We start from the raw sequence: 14,429 nt of genomic DNA on the forward strand, positions 1-14,429 counted from the left end.
GCACTGCCGATCGCTACCACCAATACGGCCAGCGCCATCCCTCGTAGCGAACATAGGACGGCACGAACGGCGGGCCGTAGGGATCGACGCGGTCGTCCTCGGGGCGATAGCGATAACGCGGGACGACATTGTAGTCCCACGGCGTCGGCCGCAGCACGGGCGCCGTCACGATGAGCCTCTCCTGCGGTGCGCGAACGACGACGGCCTTCCGCGTTCGGGCTTCGGCACCTGATGTTGCGAGGCTCGACAGCACCAGGGCCGTTCCGAGCGCGCAGGCGACAGTCATGAGTTTCATGCGTTGGTCTCCTTCGCGGGAAGAGTGCTGGAGGACATCCGCCAAGGCAAGCGATTTTGCCCGCGGGCCCGGCTGGATGACCGCTTCTTGAAAGACGGCTTTCGCCCCGCTTCCATCCCTGATGCCGCACAGTCCGCGATATCATCGGCGCAAGCCTTGCTGGTAGCGAAAGGCTTGCTGCCAGCGAAAGGCTTGCCACTGAACTTTTGGGCCGCTCGTTCGTTCTCCATGCCAACGGAGGACGGCGACAATGACGTTTGATTTGCGGGCTGCGGTGATCGCGGCGAGTTTGATCCTGGCATCCATCGCGGTGGCGGCCGCCGAGGGCGCGCAGGACCAGCCCGCAAGGCCCGCCGCTCCCGCGACCGACCATGCCGGCGCGGCCCAGCATATCCGCGTGATCCTCCCCGCGCCCTGGGAGCCTGCGCCCGCCTCCTCAGGCGCGCAGGCCATGGTCCAGAAATAGACTGGGCGGAGGCTGCGAGAGACATCAAGCCCAGGAAGGATGCATTTTCGCTTTCAACCCAATCCGGGCTACACACCACACATCTACACGCTACACATGGGGCATCGTAATCCGCCGCCAGCAGGATCCCCCCATGACAGTCCTCCGCATCGCAGCCTTCTCCGACGGCAACCGAGGGGGCAATCCCGCCGGCGTCTGGATCGGCGAGGCCCTGCCCGATGCCGCCGACATGCTGGCGATTGCGGCCGAGGTCGGCTTCTCCGAGACCGCTTTTGCCGCGCCCGCAGGCGAGGCCTGGCGCGTGCGCTATTTCGCGCCTGCCATGGAGGTGCCGTTCTGCGGCCACGCCACCATCGCGCTCGGCGCGGCGCTCGCGCACCGGTTCGGCGACCGCAGTTTCGAGCTGCATCTGAACGCTTCGGTCATTTCCGTCTCGGGGCGGCACGACGGCAACACCATCGCAGCCGCGCTGCAATCGCCGCCGACGCGCAGCGCGCCGCTCGATCCCTCGCTGCGGGACGCCCTGCTGGATCTGTTCGGCTACACAAGCGCCGATCTCGACCCCGAGCTGCCGCCGGCGAAAATCCACGGCGGCGCCGATCACGCCCTGCTTGCGCTGACGTCGCGCGAGGCGCTCGCGGGCATGGCCTATGATTTCGAGCGCGGCCGCGCCCTGATGGCGCGCGAAAACCTCGTCACCATCGCGCTGGTGACGGCGGAGACACCGCGGCTGTTTCACGTGCGCAATGCCTTTGCCGCCGGCGGCGTGGTCGAGGATCCGGCCACGGGCGCGGCCGCCGCCGCGTTCGCCGGCTATTTGCGCGACATCGACTGGCCGCATGGCGGCGCCATCGACATCGTCCAGGGCGAGGACATGGGCGCGCGCTCGCTGATCCGGGCCGAGATCGGTGCGGCCAAGGGCGGCTCGATCCGGGTATCGGGCGCGGCGCGCTTCATGGACGATTGAGGCAGCCCCCCCGGCGTTCGACGCCGTCAATTGCGCTGCAGGCTCAGGATGTACTCCGAGAGCACGTCGGCCTGACCGGGGGCGATCACGAGGTTCGGCATGTCCTGGTGGCTGGTTCGCCAGAACACCTTGAGCGAGAGCGCAGTGGTGCCCCTGCGGTCGGCAATGGCCTGGAAGCTCGGAGCCAGGTCGAAGAAACCGGCCATGCCGGGCTCGACGGCGTGGCACGTCTGGCACCAGGCCTGCGCGAGGCGATGCCCTTCGGTTATCCTGCGCAACGATGGCCTGGTTGCGCCGGCGGCGGTGTGGACGACGCTGAAGAGAAACAGCACCGACAACGGGATCAGGATGGCGAGGCCGATGTAAATTCGAACGCTGCGCGACATCGCTTTGACCTCGCCTTCGCTTCGTTGACTCGGTAAGCGTAGGTCGGCGCGCATGAAGAACGATTGATCTGCGTCAAGCGGCCGGCGCGATGCGCGTAGCAAGAGATGCAGCGCAATTTTGGGAGGGATCACCATGAACGGCAACCGCTATTACGGCGTCCGCGTCGAGGGCGCGAAATACGGCGTCGGCTTCGGCTCGGCGCTCGCCATCGCGATCTCCTACACCAACAACCACTCGATCCTGTGGGCGATCATCCACGGAATCCTGGGCTGGCTCTACGTGGTCTTCGTCGCGTTGTTCCGGTAAACACGCGCCGCCTGCTCCTGCTTCTCCTGCATCGCTTCAAGATCGAGGCTCGACATGACCGACGCCACCAGATGCCCCGCCTGCCAGTCGGAGCACGCCTATCAGGACCGCGATCTCTGGATCTGCCCGGAATGCGGCCATGAATGGAGCGCCGCGTCGAGCGCCGCCGCGGAGGCGCCGGCGGATACGGGCGTGCGCGACGCCCACGGCAACGTGCTCAACGATGGTGACAGCGTCATCGTGATGAAGGACCTCAAGGTCAAGGGCTCGTCCTCGGTCGTCAAGGGCGGCACCAAGGTCCGCAACATCCGTCTCCAGGACGCAAGCGACGGTCACAACATCGCCTGCAAGATCGACGGCATCGGCGCCATGAACCTGAAGTCGGAGTTCGTGAAGAAGGCGTGAGGCGCGGGGTGGATGCAGCGCGGCCGACGACGTCCGTGCCGATCCCGCGCAATCGCCCACCTTGGCATCATGCGCCTGTTTTGCCCGACGAGGCTGGGCAAGAACGGGATTTTTTGAGAGTTGATGTAGGATTCGTCTTATGGCGAATCGCATATTTAAGACCGGCGAGAGCCGGGAGCAACCCAGTCTTCTGCCAGCGCGGATTGAGGACTATGTCGGGCCGGACAATCCGGTGCGAGCGATCGATGGCTTCGTTTGCGCGCTCGATCTTGCAAAGCTTGGCTTCGGCCACGCGGATCGTGGCGCGGAAGAAGTCGGGCAGCCGCCGTACGATCCTGCCGATCTGCTGAAGCTCTATCTTTACGGCTACATCAACCAGGTCAGGTCGTCGCGCCGGCTAGAGCGGGAAGCTGGCCGCAATCTGGAGCTGATCTGGCTGCTGAAGGGGCTGAAGCCGGGTTATCGGACGATTGCCAACTTCCGCAAGGAGAACTGGAAGGCGCTGAAGGCCACGAACCGGAGCTTCGTGCTGCTGGCTCGGGAGCTTGGGCTTGTCGGCGGCACGATCGTAGCGATTGATGGTTCCCTGTTCCAGGGCGACGCCAGCAAGGCTTCCATCTTCACGCGCAGGCGGCTTGGCGAGCAGATCGCAAGGCTGGACCAGGAGATCGAGGCTTACCGCAAGTCTCTTGAAGACAATGATGCAACAGAGGCCAAGAAGCCGGGGACGGATCGCGCGGGCGGTGATGGCCGAGGAGATGGCGGCGATATCGGTGCGAAGGTCGCGGCGTTGATGGCGAAGCGTTCGCGTGCCGAGGCCGATGTGGCTCGGCTGGAAGAGAGTGGCGAGACACAAATGTCGCTGACGGATCCGGATGCCCGGCTTCTGGTCAAGAACGGTCAGGGCATTGCAGGCTACAATGTGCAGACCGCGGTTGACGACAAGCACAAGCTCATTGTCGCGAGTGAGGTGGTCAACGACAGCAGTGATGTTCGACAGCTCTCTGCGATGGCCAAGGCGGCCAAAGAGGCCCTTGGAGCCGAGACACTGCAGGCGCTGGCCGATGAGGGCTATTACAGCAGTGTCGAACTGAAGGCCTGCGAGGACGAGGGCATCATCGCCTATGTGCCGCTGCCCGAAGCTAACGCGCGGCTCGAGAAGCAAGGCCGCTTCGCGCTCAAGGACTTCAACTATGACGGCGCAATCGACGCCTATCGCTGTCCCGCGGGCCAGCTGCTGCATCCGTTCAAGAGCAGGCAAAAGAACGTCAGTGGCCGCGTCGAGATCCGCTACGCGGCCCGCGGAGTGACCTGCAGGAGCTGCCCGCTCAAGGTCCGCTGTCTCTCACCAACCACCACCTACCGCACCATTGGTCGCTGGGAGCATGAAGATGTTCTCGAACGCCACCGCGCACGGATGCAGGGCGCGGGCGAGCTGATGCGCCGTCGTTCGGGGATTGTCGAGCATCCGTTTGGCACGCTCAAATGCCGTGCCGGCTATCGTCATTTTCTGGTCCGCGGCTTCGACAAGGTCCGCGGCGAATGGAGCCTGATGGCGCTCTGCTACAATTTCACCCGTGCGCTCAACATCCTTGGATTTGACGGGTTCCTGGCTGCGCTCGCAAAGACGCTTGTCATTTGCCGAGGTATCCTCGCAGCCCTCCTGCAGCACATCCAGGTCACTCCAGAGGCACTTTGGACCAATATCCGGCCGCCGCTCCCAATTGGCCGCTTCGTTCCAGCCTGAAGCCGCCAACGCCCAATTCTTGCCCAGCCTCGACGGGTCAACAATAATTCGGGATCGCCGAAATCTGCAATTCGTCGGGACTTCTACTGTGCATGGGGTTGTTTTCGCGTTTTCCGGTCCAGCCGGTCGCTGCCGTTTCTCAGCCGGGGGATCTGGTGCTAGGCTCACTGGAGCGGCCGTCCCCCCTCACGTCATGGAGGCGTGAGAGGCTCGAGGCTCGGCCGATGGAGGAGCGCGTGATGAGGCACCTTCCACGATTCCTGCTGGCCCTCGCCGGGTCAGCGCTCCTGCTCGGCGCGGGGTCCGTCGCCAACGCCGATATCATCTGCGGTCCCGGCTGCCATCCCACCATTGCCGGCGTCTGCGTGGTCGACGGCTGGGGCACCGGTGCGCGGGTCCGGAATGAATGCCCGGCCACGTCGCGTCCGCGCCCGCCCTGCGGCGGCTCGGACTATGTCTGGAGCCAGCGCAAGCAGGCATGCTTCCCGAAGGCGAAGGACTGGATCTGAGGCGCGATACCGAGGGGCTGGTCGCGCCGCGCTAGCTCTGCCTCTGTGCCAGATAAAATCCGCACAGCACCGTCACGAGGCCGGCCGCCTGCAACGCCGTCGGCGGCTCGCCGAGCAGCAGCCATCCCGTGAGGACCGTCAGCGCCGGCACGCAGGCCGGAAACACCGCCGCGCGCGCGACGCCGAGGCGCTGCACGGAGACGGCGAACAGATATAGCGCGGCCGGCCCCGCGAGCACGCCCTGCGCCAGCGCCTGGATCGCATTTTCAGTGAGGCCGATCGCGGCGATGTGGGCAAGACCCACGGTCGCGAGGTAGATCGGCAGCAGCAGCAGCGACAGCACGTTGATGACGAGCGCGGCCGACACCGCCGAGACGCGCCAGTGCCGCAGCAGCGCGCCGAAGCCTGCGAACATCAAACCGGTCAGCACGAAGATCAGATCGCCCTGCACGCCGTCGATGCCGATATGCCCGATCGATTCCGCGCCGATCACGCCGAGCCCGCCGACGATGACGATCGCGCCGGTCAGGCGCGAGGCGGAGATCCGCTCCTTCAGGAACGCAGCGGCCAGCAACAGCCCGCCGAGCGTCGCGCAGGACGGCTGGATCACGCTGCCATGGCCGAGCGGCACGAACAGAAACCCGGTGTAGGAGATCAGCGACATCACCGGCCCGCCGAGCACCATCAGCGCAAGGCCCCTCGCCCAGCCGATGCCGCACAGATCCGAGATGCCGGCGCGCAGGACCAGCGGCAGGAAGGCGATGCCCGACCAGACATAGCGATGCACCAGCAGATCGACCGGCGTGAAGCCGACTTTCAGGCCGTGCCGCGTCCCGGCAAAGCCGAGCGCCCAGAACAGCGCAGCCGACAGCCCGCAGACGACGCCGAGCAGCGCCTGCGTCGCGTCGTTGTTTTGAGTGAGAGCGCCAGCGCCGCTCGTCCGCTGATCCATGGACCAAGCGGTACGTCAGCGGACGTTGCCGCTCAACCCACGCAGCTGCAAGGCTGGCGCGCGGAAGGAGCGCGGATGAGAGTCTGCTCAGAAGAAGCCGGGGCTGAGATCGAGCCCGTAGCTCAGGCTCAGCACGAACACGAACAGCGCGGCGGCTGCGAACGTCGCGAGATGCCGAACGATGAATTCGCGCGGCGAGGTGGCGGCAACAACGGCTTTTTGCGCAATGGGCATGACGGACTCCGTTATGAAAACGATTCTTGGCCGCCAATATGCGGCGCCCGCATCAAGCGCCGCGATCCGCAAAACAACTATTAAGGAGATCACACTCGGTTTGAACCGCCGTCCACAGCTCGCACGATGCGCGGCCCTTTCTTGCCGACCGCGGCATATCGATCGTGCGAAAAAGAAACGGCCGGGACAAGCCCGGCCATGATGTCGGCCGCTTCGGTTCCGTCACGATCGCGAGGCGGTGATGCGACTATTTCAACGCAGTCGCCAGCGACTGCAGTTTCGCGACAAGATCGGTGCCGAGCGCATAGATGACTTCGATGATCGCAAGCGCGATCCCCGCTGCGATCAGGCCATATTCGATCGCGGTGGCGCCGGATTCATCGGCCGCAAATTCAATCAAGAGGCATTTCAATTTCACAAGCATGTCCTTCCCAGAATCTACCGGACGTTGCCGGCACGACAGCAATGCACCACTGCAATCCAAGATTGAGTAAATCCGGATCATTCAATTTTATCGGCAAAAGCTGCCGATTCTGTCTGTTTCCCCGTGGGGAACCGGCGTTGCATTCGGGACACACCGGCCTGAAAAGCCGATTATGGGAGGATTTACGCCATTGCACTGCCACATGGTCCTCCGAACAATTGACGTGCCGCGTGCTTGGCTGTGCAATCTGGTTCGCTCTCGAACCTCGGAGGCAGGGATCATGAATGATCGGCGGTCTCTTCTCGTGGCTGTTGCGTGCCCCTCGGCCGTGATGGTCGGCTGGCTGGCGCTCTCCCTGTCCGCCCACGCCCCTGCCTTGATCGAGAACAGCGGCGCCAACGCAGCGGCTGTCTCCCGCGCGAAAGATCTCAGCCGTCTCGAGCTTGCCGACATCCCGCGTGCCGCGACGATCGACGATGGCATCGCCCTGACAGCCGACATCGCCGCAGCGGCGGCTGCCACGCCGAGCATGGCTGCGGTCGAAGCGCCGCCGCCCGAGACACCCGCCCCCACCGTCCAGCTCGCGTCGGCCGATCCCTCCGACATCGTATCGGCTGCCACACCGCCTGACTCTCGGATCGCGCCTGAACCCGCGCCTGTCGCAAGTGAAGCCGTTGAACCTGCGCCCGTCGCGAGCGAAGCCGCGGCCCAGCCCGCGCCGGAGCCCACCGTCAAGCTTGCCTCCGCCGATCCCGGCGATGTCGTGCCAGAGGACGCGCTGTCATCCGCCGCCATCGCGAGCGGACCTGTGGCCGAGAGCAAGCCGTCGCCCCCCGCGGACACCGTGGCGGTGCTCGACGAATGCTTCTCCATGGACGCTTGCGTCGATCGCTATCTCTGGGCGCTCTATCAGCGCACGCCGAAGGAAGACTCGATCAAGGTCGAGGACCGCCGTGCCGTCACCATCAGGCGCAAGGGCAAGATGGTCACGGTGATGCGCAGCTTCACGAAACTCGTCGACGAGGATTTTGCCTGGAAGGATCCGAAGGCGGCCGAACACGCCAACATGCCGCTGATGGACTACGTCATCGGCGGGATGGATAGGAGCTTCAAGCAGAAGCTGTTTCGCATGCTGCTCGCGGCGGAAGCCGCCGGCCTTTCGCCGGGCATCACCAGCGCGTTCCGGGACGACTACCGCCAGGAGATCGCGAGCGGCCTGAAGGCGGCCTCCAACCGCTCCTATCATGGCGGAAGTCTGCGCGGCGGCTACGGCCACGGCATGGCCGCCGACATCGTCAGCACCCAGGGCAACAATCGCGCACAACGCTGGGCCTCGACGGAAGTGCTGTGGAAATGGGTCGATGCCAACGGCAAGGCGCTCGGGATCGGCCGGCCCTATCTCGGCCGCGACCCGCCGCATGTCGGCCCGATCGACGGTGCGGAATATATCTCGAAGCGCGGCGGTGCGACGGATCGCAAGGAAGCAGCCAACGTCAAATCGAAGAAGGCGCGCGCCATGGCCAGCGCCAGGCCGCCGAAGGCCCAGGCCGCGCGCGAGCAGAAGAGCCCGGCAAAGCCGCAGAAATCAGCGCAATCCGCCACGAAGCGGACGACTTAGCCTCGGTCTTGCGTGCCAGACGCCGGCAACGGCACGAGACGCATCTCGGCCGATCCTGCCTGCTGGGTGCGAACGAGCACGGCAAAGATGGTCTCGACCGCAAGCCGCACCGCCGCCTCGATCGCCGTGCCCTTGGCAAGGTGCGCTGCGATCAGGCCGGTGAGGAGATCGCCGGTGCCGTAGGGACGAATCGGCAGGCGAGGCGTCGCAAAGCGTGACAATTGCCCGTCCGCGCACAGGATCGTCTCCACCTGCCCCGCCGGCGTGTCGACAAGCGTGCAGCCGGTGGCGACGACGTCGATGCGGCGATGCCCCGCAAGTGCCGTTGCCGCGGCGCGCAGGCCCTCTGTGTCCGCGATCTTGACGCCGGAAAGCAGCTCCAGCTCGAACTGGTTCGGCGTGATCAGGTGTGCAGCCGGCAACAGGCGGTGTCGCAGCACGTCCAAGATGCCGTCGGCGACATAGACGCGGCCATCGTCCCCGATGACGGGGTCGCAGAGATAGACGAGCTTCGAATTGCGCGACAGCGCACGCTCGATGAAATCGGCGATGACGGCCGCGTTGTCGGACGAACCGAGATAACCGGTGACGAGCACGGCGGCCTCGTCGACGAGGCCCCGCTCCTCGACGCCTCTCAGCAGATCGGCCACCAACTCGACGTCGAGCACCCGGCCGCGCACTGTCTTGTAGCGCGGATGGTTCGACAGCAACGTCGTCGGCACGGCGGCGACGTTGACGCCCTCCGCCTGCATGGCGTGGACCGCCGCGCTGTTGCCGACATGGCCGTGGACCACCTGGCTTTGTATGGAGATGACGAGCATGGGCAGGTCCGTAAAAGCAATCGCGCCGCGGCGCAAGCGTGGCTCTGATATGGACCAGCACGATCATGCGTCCGTCGCGCTCTGTCAGCACGAACGGCACATGCGAGGCTAGCGATTCGTCGCGGGTTCGTCACGTCCGGGTGATATGCCGTCTCAGCATGGCCAGCCCACCGAAAAACCACGACCCCTCGGTTGAACATACCTACCGCGCGGTATCTTTCGAGCGCCACATCTCGACCAGCTCATGACGTCCGCCCTCGCCTCCCATGCAGCGCTTGCCCTCGCCATCGTGTTCGAGGTGACGGCCTCAGCCTTTTTGCAGCAATCCGCGCAATTCACGCGACCATTGCCGACGCTGGCGATGGTGCTGTTCTACGTTGCCTCGTTCTACGCGCTGTCGGTCGCGATCCGGGTGATCCCCTTGAGCATCGCCTATGCGATCTGGGGCGGGGTCGGCATCATCCTGACGGCCACCGTCTCTTTCGTGCTGTTCCGCCAGATGCTGGACGCCGCAGCCTTTCTCGGCATCGGCCTGATCGTGTCGGGCGTCGTCGTCATCAACCTGTTTTCGCGGACGGCGGCGCACTGATGCCGGCGAGCGCGGCTTTGCCACCCTCTGGGCGGCGCTGAGCATGGTCGTCGTCACAGATCCGTCGCGACGCAGATTTTGGAACGACTGGATGAAGGCGCGCCTGAAGCGCCATCGCGCCACCGACACCGCGCCGGAGCTTCAGATCGTGCGTCTCGCCGCCGACGGCGCCTGGCTGTCCTTCGTCATGACGGGACAGACCCGTATGAATGCGAACTTGCGCGCGGTGCATGATCGGCTGATCGCGCAGACCTATCGACGCGGTTAGTCAGGCGACTGTCAGTTCTGCACAGGCTTGGGCGTACGCGGCTTGGATTTCGCTGATTTACGCCCAGGCTTTGCCGCAGCACCCGGCGGCGGGGTATCGACCGACACCAGATAGGCCGCGAGCGCCTTGGCGGTGTCGGGGCCGGCCGAATAATGGTCCTGGAGAAACCAGGACAGCGTCAGGCTGTAGCGCCCTTTTGCAAGCCCCCGCGGGCTGCGATGGCAGGTGGCGCAGCCGTCGGCGAAGAGCTTTTCGGGCGATTTGCCCGCGTCGAGATTTTGCGCGGAGGCGATCGGCGCCGCCAGCACCACAGCAATGGTCCCGAGAATCACCAGAGGCGCGATGACGTCGCGCCCCGGTCGAATGAGCGGTCTCAATGTCGTCCCCCGGCCCGTCCTGCGATCATGCCGCCAGCAACCGATCGAACTCCGGCGGCGCATAGGCCTTGCCGTCCTGATCCGTGATGACGACCTGCCAGCCCTCGCTTGCCCAAACCCTTGCTTTCGCCACGATGAGCAACCGGCTCTCGCGAGCGAAACTGTACTTCTCATTGTCGCGTTCTGCGATCATTTTGTAGGCCAATTCGCATCCCCTTGCGTCGCCCTGCACCCGTCCTCGTGGTGGCAGCGGGCTTTGGCGGCAATTCGCCGGGAGCATGGCAATTTGGTGCCGTCCGCGGCAGCATTGTGCACCGACGCCGGTCCTTTCGGAGCAAAGGGAGCCACGTCATACGCCGCATCTTGAATGTGATTCTGCTTGTCGGGATCTGGTTCGCTGCCTGACCTAAGGCCGGACAGGGGCAGAGCCGTCAGCCGGGTTCCGGCCCATCGCCGCCGCGACGGAACCGATTGGACCCGGAATCCGCTCAGTGTACGCGGATCACATGTGGCCGGCCGAGATCAATCAAACCCTGCACGGCCGACAGACGGTCGTCCAGGGCAGCAATGGTGAGCAACAAATTGTTGCGACGCTCGTCGAGCATGCCCATCTCGGCGCCGGTGAGCTTCGTGCTCGCCCGTTCCTTGTGGATGCCGTCGAGGGATTTGCGCAAGCCTGCAATCAGGCCGGCCAGTTGCTTGGCCTCTTTGGTCATCGACCGCTTCGCGACATTTTGGCGGCGCGACTCCGCCTGGTTCTGTCTCATCATCATCCTCCCGTAGCCCCGCTGCCCCGGAGTGGATGCTTACAGCTTTGAGTAGACATATTACGATCGATGAAATCTGCCGGCGAAGAACTTTCTCAAATTGTACGTGCACGGAACCCGCAGCACACCAGCAGAAAGCCCGGCGCAAGGGCCGGGCTTTCGTTGGCAAATGCTAGTGCTTCTCGTGACCGCCGCCGGGGCCGCCACCGTGCGGAGCGGCATTGACGTGCGGCGCGCCACCGCCACCGCCCGGATGCGGCATCGCGGGGGCGGGCGCGGCCGCACGCGGTGCCGGCATCTGTGCATGCGCATTCATCGGCGGCCCATGGCTGACATTTGGCTGAGCCATGTGTGGCATCGCAGGCCGGGCAGCGGGCGCAGCGGACATCCGCGGCGCTTCATGTGCACGGGCCATCGGTTGCGCCCGCACAGCGGTCCGGGCAGCGTTCGGCTCGTGCATCATGCGCGCCTGCGCATCACGGGGGTTGCGCACCTGCACCGCAGCGCGCTCATGCGCGATGCGCTCGCTCCGCCCGGCGCCGGCACGGTCGGCTGTCACGGCAGCATCGCGCTTCGTGATCGCAGCGTCGTGCCGTGCCGTTGCAGCATCACGCCCGGAGATCGCCGCGGCGCCGTTGACATGGCCCTTGCCGTGGATGCCTTCCCGTCCCAGCGCGACCGCAGCGTCACGCGTTGCCGCGCGGCCGATACGCGCGGCGCGCGGATCGATCGTCATCCGCGTCGCGAAACGCTCATGCGAGGTCCAGTAACTATTCCAGTAGGCGTGACGGCGATACCAGGGACGTCCCTCGTAATAGCTCGACCAGTACGAGCTCAGCACGAACGGAACGACGGGTACGTCGACCTCGTCGACATAATCAGGCAGATAGACGTAGTGATTGCGGTAGAGATATTCGAGATATTGCGACGACACCCAGCCGCGGTCGTCGGAGAAGCTCACGTCACACCAGGCATTGCCGCGCAGGCAACCATGGATGTTGACGCGGGCGCCCTCGGGGACCCGATCGACCAGGGGAAAGCCCGCCCCGGGACCGGCGCGCAGGCCGGTGGAGACGGTGACGACACCGGGCGCGGCCAGTGCAGCCGTCGGTGCAAGCAGCAATGCTGCAACTAAAGCGGTTCTCAGTCTCATGGCGTAATCCTCCTTTGAAAGGCGGAACGCGCGAGCAGATTAAAGCGTTCCGCTCGCGATCGCCGCATCAGCCAAAAGATTGAGATGCACGCCGTGCACAGAGTTCGATATTCATCCGCCGTTCATCGGCGGAGTACGCGTCAGTTCACCTGCAGCATGAAGCCGTCGAAGTATGCCGCGAGCCCCGCAAAATCATGAAGCGGCAGCACCTGCGCGACGTATTGATCGGGCCGCACCACGACCATGCAGCCGGTCGTCCGATCGATCCCGCGCATCCCGAAAACGTCGTGGCCGCCCTTGAGGTCCGGACAGAACATCTTTTCGTAATCGAGCAAACCGTAGCGTCCTTTGCGCGGCAGCAGCGGCGCGGGCATCGCCTCGATCGCGAGTTCGCGATGGTCCTGCTGGAATACGGCACGCAGATCGATCACGGAATCGATGTCGGCGCCGGGGGGGGTGTAGCGCCTGAGCGGGGATTTCCTGGCTTCGGCGAGGAAGTTGCACAGCGCGCGAATGGCCGAACTCGACGCTGCGGGATTCTCAGCGGGGGAAAATGCATAGATCCGGAAGCGTCCGTCAGCTTGCGCCGCGTGGCCGAGATGCATCGGCCTGGCATCTCCAAGCCGGATGGCAGGCGCGGAATGGAAACGCTTGCCGATGACGAAGCCTTGCGCGAGATGCTGATGCGAAGCTGCGCCGGTGAGGATCGACGGCGTGTAATGCGTCGCGGTGCCCGCGGTGTAGCGGCCATGCCTGACGAAATAGTCCTGCGTCTTCGCTGCGTCGGCGCCGCCGGCCTTGGCCGCGGAAGCGAGAATGCCCGCCCATTCGCGATCGAAATCGATGAGCTCCTTGGCCACCGCTTGCCGCTCCGCCGAATAGGAATGCAGCAGGCGTGGGGCGCACCGCTTGCGGAGAACGGCGGCGAGCTTCCAGCCGAGATTGAAGGCGTCCTGCATCGAGACGTTCATGCCCTGCCCGGCCTTCGGGCTGTGGGTGTGGCAGGCATCGCCGGCGATGAAGATGCGCGGCAGACGCGAAGCGATCTCGGTCTCCGGCACGTCGTCGAACTTGTCGGTCAGGCGCTGTCCGATCTCGTAGACCGACCACCAGGCGATCTCCTTCACCTCGAGCGTATGCGGTTGCAGAATCCGCTGCGCTTTCGCAATCACGTCGTCGGCCGTGATGTTGCGGTTGGCGACGCGCTCGCCGACATCGAGCTTTGCCAGTTCGACATAGAGGCGGACCATGTAGCCGCCCTCGCGTGGGATGATGAGAAGACTGCCGTCCTTCGCCGACTGGATGAGGGACTTGAAACGGATGTCAGGAAAATCGGTCACCGCCAGCACGTCCATCACGCCCCAGGCGTGGTTAGCGGAATCGCCATGAAGTTCGCGGCCGATCGATTTGCGCACCGTGCTTCGCGCACCGTCGCAACCGACGACGTAACGCGCCTTGATGGTCTCGACCTTGCCCTCGTCAGCACCGTCGACGCGGTCGATGCGCACCGTCACGGCGTGATCGGCAGGCCCCGCGGCCGGATCGATCTGCAGGTCGAGCAGACGTCTTCCGTAATACGGCTCGAGCTTGGCCGGTGATTTACGCATGACGTCGAGGAAACCGTCGTGGATGCGCGCTTGGTTGAGGATGACGTGCGGGAATTCCGACAGACCGTCCTCGACATCCTGAACCCGGCCGCTGCGGATGATCTTATCCGGCGCCCGCTCGTCCGGCTTCCAGAACGTTGTCTCGTTGACCCAATAGGCTTCCTTCAACACGCGCTCGCTGAAGCCGTAGGCGTGGAACATTTCCATGGTGCGGCAGGCAATGCCGTCAGCCTGGCCGACCGTAAGCCGGCCCGGCTTCTGCTCGACAATGCAGGTCTTGATGTCACCGAATTGCGCGAGCTGGGCCGCGAGCGTCAGGCCGGCAGGGCCGCAGCCGACGATGAGGACATCGACCTCGCCGGGCACTGCGCCAACGGCGCCCGGAGCCTGAATGCGCTCGGCGGGATCGGCGATCTCAGGATCGCCCGGCTGGAATCCATTGAGATGGAATTGCATGAGCACCTCTCCCGGGAAACGTTCTGTTTGGATATTGCTCAGTATGCTGACTATCAGTATACTTGTCAATCATCCCCTCCG

At 64.7% G+C, this 14,429-nt stretch carries 20 protein-coding genes and 1 pseudogene; 10 read left to right on the forward strand and 11 right to left on the reverse strand.

Features of this window, described 5'->3' with window-relative positions; genetic code table 11:
* Window positions 1-13: 13 nt before the first annotated feature.
* Window positions 14-295, reverse strand: a complete 282-nt coding sequence (locus tag XH90_RS20470) for a hypothetical protein (protein ID WP_194476157.1) — start codon at window positions 293-295, stop codon at window positions 14-16.
* Window positions 296-319: 24 nt separating this feature from the next.
* Between XH90_RS20470 and XH90_RS20475 the strand changes: the two genes are divergently transcribed.
* From XH90_RS20475 to XH90_RS20485, 3 genes are all read left to right on the forward strand, one after another.
* A complete protein-coding gene (locus XH90_RS20475) occupies window positions 320-556 on the forward strand; it encodes a hypothetical protein (RefSeq protein ID WP_194476158.1) in 237 nt (78 codons plus the stop codon).
* Window positions 546-761: a hypothetical protein gene (locus XH90_RS20480; RefSeq protein ID WP_194476159.1), complete on the forward strand. Its 216-nt coding sequence runs from the start codon at window positions 546-548 to the stop codon at window positions 759-761. The genes XH90_RS20475 and XH90_RS20480 overlap by 11 nt, the downstream gene beginning before the upstream one ends.
* A gap of 133 nt (window positions 762-894) precedes the next feature.
* Entirely contained in the window at window positions 895-1,728 is an 834-nt protein-coding gene (locus XH90_RS20485) for a PhzF family phenazine biosynthesis protein (RefSeq protein ID WP_194476160.1), read from the forward strand.
* A gap of 26 nt (window positions 1,729-1,754) precedes the next feature.
* On the opposite strand, the gene XH90_RS20490 is transcribed toward XH90_RS20485, so the two are convergent.
* Window positions 1,755-2,114, reverse strand: a complete 360-nt coding sequence (locus XH90_RS20490; RefSeq protein WP_246755536.1) for a cytochrome c — start codon at window positions 2,112-2,114, stop codon at window positions 1,755-1,757.
* 133 nt (window positions 2,115-2,247) lie between these two features.
* Here XH90_RS20490 and XH90_RS20495 point away from each other — a divergent pair, with 133 nt between their 5' ends.
* The 4 genes from XH90_RS20495 (at window position 2,248) to XH90_RS20510 (ending at window position 5,082) form a co-directional block, all read left to right on the forward strand.
* Complete coding sequence (locus XH90_RS20495) at window positions 2,248-2,421, forward strand: hypothetical protein (protein WP_194476161.1); 174 nt, start codon at window positions 2,248-2,250, stop codon at window positions 2,419-2,421.
* 54 nt (window positions 2,422-2,475) lie between these two features.
* A complete protein-coding gene (locus XH90_RS20500; protein WP_194476162.1) occupies window positions 2,476-2,826 on the forward strand; it encodes a zinc ribbon domain-containing protein YjdM in 351 nt (116 codons plus the stop codon).
* 139 nt (window positions 2,827-2,965) lie between these two features.
* The gene (locus XH90_RS20505; RefSeq protein ID WP_194476163.1) at window positions 2,966-4,573 is read left to right on the forward strand and encodes an IS1182 family transposase; all 1,608 of its coding nucleotides are present in this window, start codon (window positions 2,966-2,968) and stop codon (window positions 4,571-4,573) included.
* A gap of 239 nt (window positions 4,574-4,812) precedes the next feature.
* Window positions 4,813-5,082 (forward strand): hypothetical protein, encoded by a 270-nt coding sequence (locus XH90_RS20510; protein WP_194476164.1) that lies wholly within the window; start codon window positions 4,813-4,815, stop codon window positions 5,080-5,082.
* 31 nt (window positions 5,083-5,113) lie between these two features.
* Here the strand turns inward: XH90_RS20510 and XH90_RS20515 are convergent, their stop codons facing one another.
* From XH90_RS20515 to XH90_RS20525, 3 genes are all read right to left on the reverse strand, one after another.
* Window positions 5,114-6,034 (reverse strand): DMT family transporter, encoded by a 921-nt coding sequence (locus XH90_RS20515; RefSeq protein WP_194476165.1) that lies wholly within the window; start codon window positions 6,032-6,034, stop codon window positions 5,114-5,116.
* Window positions 6,035-6,121: 87 nt separating this feature from the next.
* Window positions 6,122-6,268, reverse strand: a complete 147-nt coding sequence (locus XH90_RS20520) for a hypothetical protein (protein WP_194476166.1) — start codon at window positions 6,266-6,268, stop codon at window positions 6,122-6,124.
* Between the two features lie 247 nt (window positions 6,269-6,515).
* Entirely contained in the window at window positions 6,516-6,680 is a 165-nt protein-coding gene (locus XH90_RS20525; RefSeq protein ID WP_194482748.1) for a Flp family type IVb pilin, read from the reverse strand.
* A 292-nt stretch (window positions 6,681-6,972) separates the two neighbouring features.
* On the opposite strand from XH90_RS20525, the gene XH90_RS20530 reads away from it, so the two are divergent.
* Window positions 6,973-8,310 (forward strand): hypothetical protein, encoded by a 1,338-nt coding sequence (locus XH90_RS20530; protein WP_194476167.1) that lies wholly within the window; start codon window positions 6,973-6,975, stop codon window positions 8,308-8,310.
* Here the strand turns inward: XH90_RS20530 and pdxY are convergent.
* Window positions 8,307-9,131: a pyridoxal kinase gene (gene pdxY, locus XH90_RS20535; RefSeq protein ID WP_194476168.1), complete on the reverse strand. Its 825-nt coding sequence runs from the start codon at window positions 9,129-9,131 to the stop codon at window positions 8,307-8,309. The genes XH90_RS20530 and pdxY overlap by 4 nt on opposite strands.
* Before the next feature lie 244 nt (window positions 9,132-9,375).
* On the opposite strand from pdxY, the gene XH90_RS20540 reads away from it, so the two are divergent.
* Together XH90_RS20540 and XH90_RS20545 are read left to right on the forward strand one after the other, a co-directional pair.
* On the forward strand, window positions 9,376-9,720 hold the full coding sequence (locus XH90_RS20540; RefSeq protein ID WP_194476169.1) for a multidrug efflux SMR transporter: 345 nt from the start codon (window positions 9,376-9,378) through the stop codon (window positions 9,718-9,720).
* 31 nt (window positions 9,721-9,751) lie between these two features.
* Window positions 9,752-9,988, forward strand: a pseudogene (locus tag XH90_RS20545) (TetR/AcrR family transcriptional regulator); the annotation flags it as partial.
* Window positions 9,989-9,999: 11 nt separating this feature from the next.
* On the opposite strand, the gene XH90_RS20550 reads toward XH90_RS20545, so the two are convergent.
* The 5 genes from XH90_RS20550 to XH90_RS20570 form a co-directional block, all read right to left on the reverse strand.
* Window positions 10,000-10,365: a hypothetical protein gene (locus tag XH90_RS20550; protein ID WP_371748255.1), complete on the reverse strand. Its 366-nt coding sequence runs from the start codon at window positions 10,363-10,365 to the stop codon at window positions 10,000-10,002.
* A 25-nt stretch (window positions 10,366-10,390) separates the two neighbouring features.
* Window positions 10,391-10,597 (reverse strand): hypothetical protein, encoded by a 207-nt coding sequence (locus XH90_RS20555; protein WP_194476170.1) that lies wholly within the window; start codon window positions 10,595-10,597, stop codon window positions 10,391-10,393.
* Between the two features lie 256 nt (window positions 10,598-10,853).
* Window positions 10,854-11,081: a hypothetical protein gene (locus XH90_RS20560; protein WP_246755538.1), complete on the reverse strand. Its 228-nt coding sequence runs from the start codon at window positions 11,079-11,081 to the stop codon at window positions 10,854-10,856.
* 223 nt (window positions 11,082-11,304) lie between these two features.
* Window positions 11,305-12,285, reverse strand: a complete 981-nt coding sequence (locus XH90_RS20565) for an SH3 domain-containing protein (protein ID WP_194476172.1) — start codon at window positions 12,283-12,285, stop codon at window positions 11,305-11,307.
* Window positions 12,286-12,425: 140 nt separating this feature from the next.
* Complete coding sequence (locus XH90_RS20570; RefSeq protein WP_194476173.1) at window positions 12,426-14,348, reverse strand: FAD-binding monooxygenase; 1,923 nt, start codon at window positions 14,346-14,348, stop codon at window positions 12,426-12,428.
* Window positions 14,349-14,429: the final 81 nt, after the last annotated feature.

The organism is Bradyrhizobium sp. CCBAU 53338 (assembly GCF_015291665.1).
Classification (GTDB): Bacteria; Pseudomonadota; Alphaproteobacteria; order Rhizobiales; family Xanthobacteraceae; genus Bradyrhizobium.

Excerpts from the sequence above, each read along its gene's own strand:
- XH90_RS20515 (WP_194476165.1), bottom strand. The coding sequence starts at position 6,034 with ATGGATCAGCGGACGAGCGGCGCTGGCGCTCTCACTCAAAACAACGAC.
- XH90_RS20570 (WP_194476173.1), bottom strand. The coding sequence starts at position 14,348 with ATGCAATTCCATCTCAATGGATTCCAGCCGGGCGATCCTGAGATCGCC.
- XH90_RS20480 (WP_194476159.1), top strand. The coding sequence starts at position 546 with ATGACGTTTGATTTGCGGGCTGCGGTGATCGCGGCGAGTTTGATCCTG.
- XH90_RS20500 (WP_194476162.1), top strand. The coding sequence starts at position 2,476 with ATGACCGACGCCACCAGATGCCCCGCCTGCCAGTCGGAGCACGCCTAT.
- XH90_RS20495 (WP_194476161.1), top strand. The coding sequence starts at position 2,248 with ATGAACGGCAACCGCTATTACGGCGTCCGCGTCGAGGGCGCGAAATAC.
- XH90_RS20540 (WP_194476169.1), top strand. The coding sequence starts at position 9,376 with ATGACGTCCGCCCTCGCCTCCCATGCAGCGCTTGCCCTCGCCATCGTG.
- XH90_RS20490 (WP_246755536.1), bottom strand. The coding sequence starts at position 2,114 with ATGTCGCGCAGCGTTCGAATTTACATCGGCCTCGCCATCCTGATCCCG.
- XH90_RS20530 (WP_194476167.1), top strand. The coding sequence starts at position 6,973 with ATGAATGATCGGCGGTCTCTTCTCGTGGCTGTTGCGTGCCCCTCGGCC.
- pdxY (WP_194476168.1), bottom strand. The coding sequence starts at position 9,131 with ATGCTCGTCATCTCCATACAAAGCCAGGTGGTCCACGGCCATGTCGGC.
- XH90_RS20560 (WP_246755538.1), bottom strand. The coding sequence starts at position 11,081 with ATGACCAAAGAGGCCAAGCAACTGGCCGGCCTGATTGCAGGCTTGCGC.
- XH90_RS20565 (WP_194476172.1), bottom strand. The coding sequence starts at position 12,285 with ATGAGACTGAGAACCGCTTTAGTTGCAGCATTGCTGCTTGCACCGACG.
- XH90_RS20505 (WP_194476163.1), top strand. The coding sequence starts at position 2,966 with ATGGCGAATCGCATATTTAAGACCGGCGAGAGCCGGGAGCAACCCAGT.
- XH90_RS20485 (WP_194476160.1), top strand. The coding sequence starts at position 895 with ATGACAGTCCTCCGCATCGCAGCCTTCTCCGACGGCAACCGAGGGGGC.
- XH90_RS20510 (WP_194476164.1), top strand. The coding sequence starts at position 4,813 with ATGAGGCACCTTCCACGATTCCTGCTGGCCCTCGCCGGGTCAGCGCTC.
- XH90_RS20520 (WP_194476166.1), bottom strand. The coding sequence starts at position 6,268 with ATGCCCATTGCGCAAAAAGCCGTTGTTGCCGCCACCTCGCCGCGCGAA.
- XH90_RS20470 (WP_194476157.1), bottom strand. The coding sequence starts at position 295 with ATGAAACTCATGACTGTCGCCTGCGCGCTCGGAACGGCCCTGGTGCTG.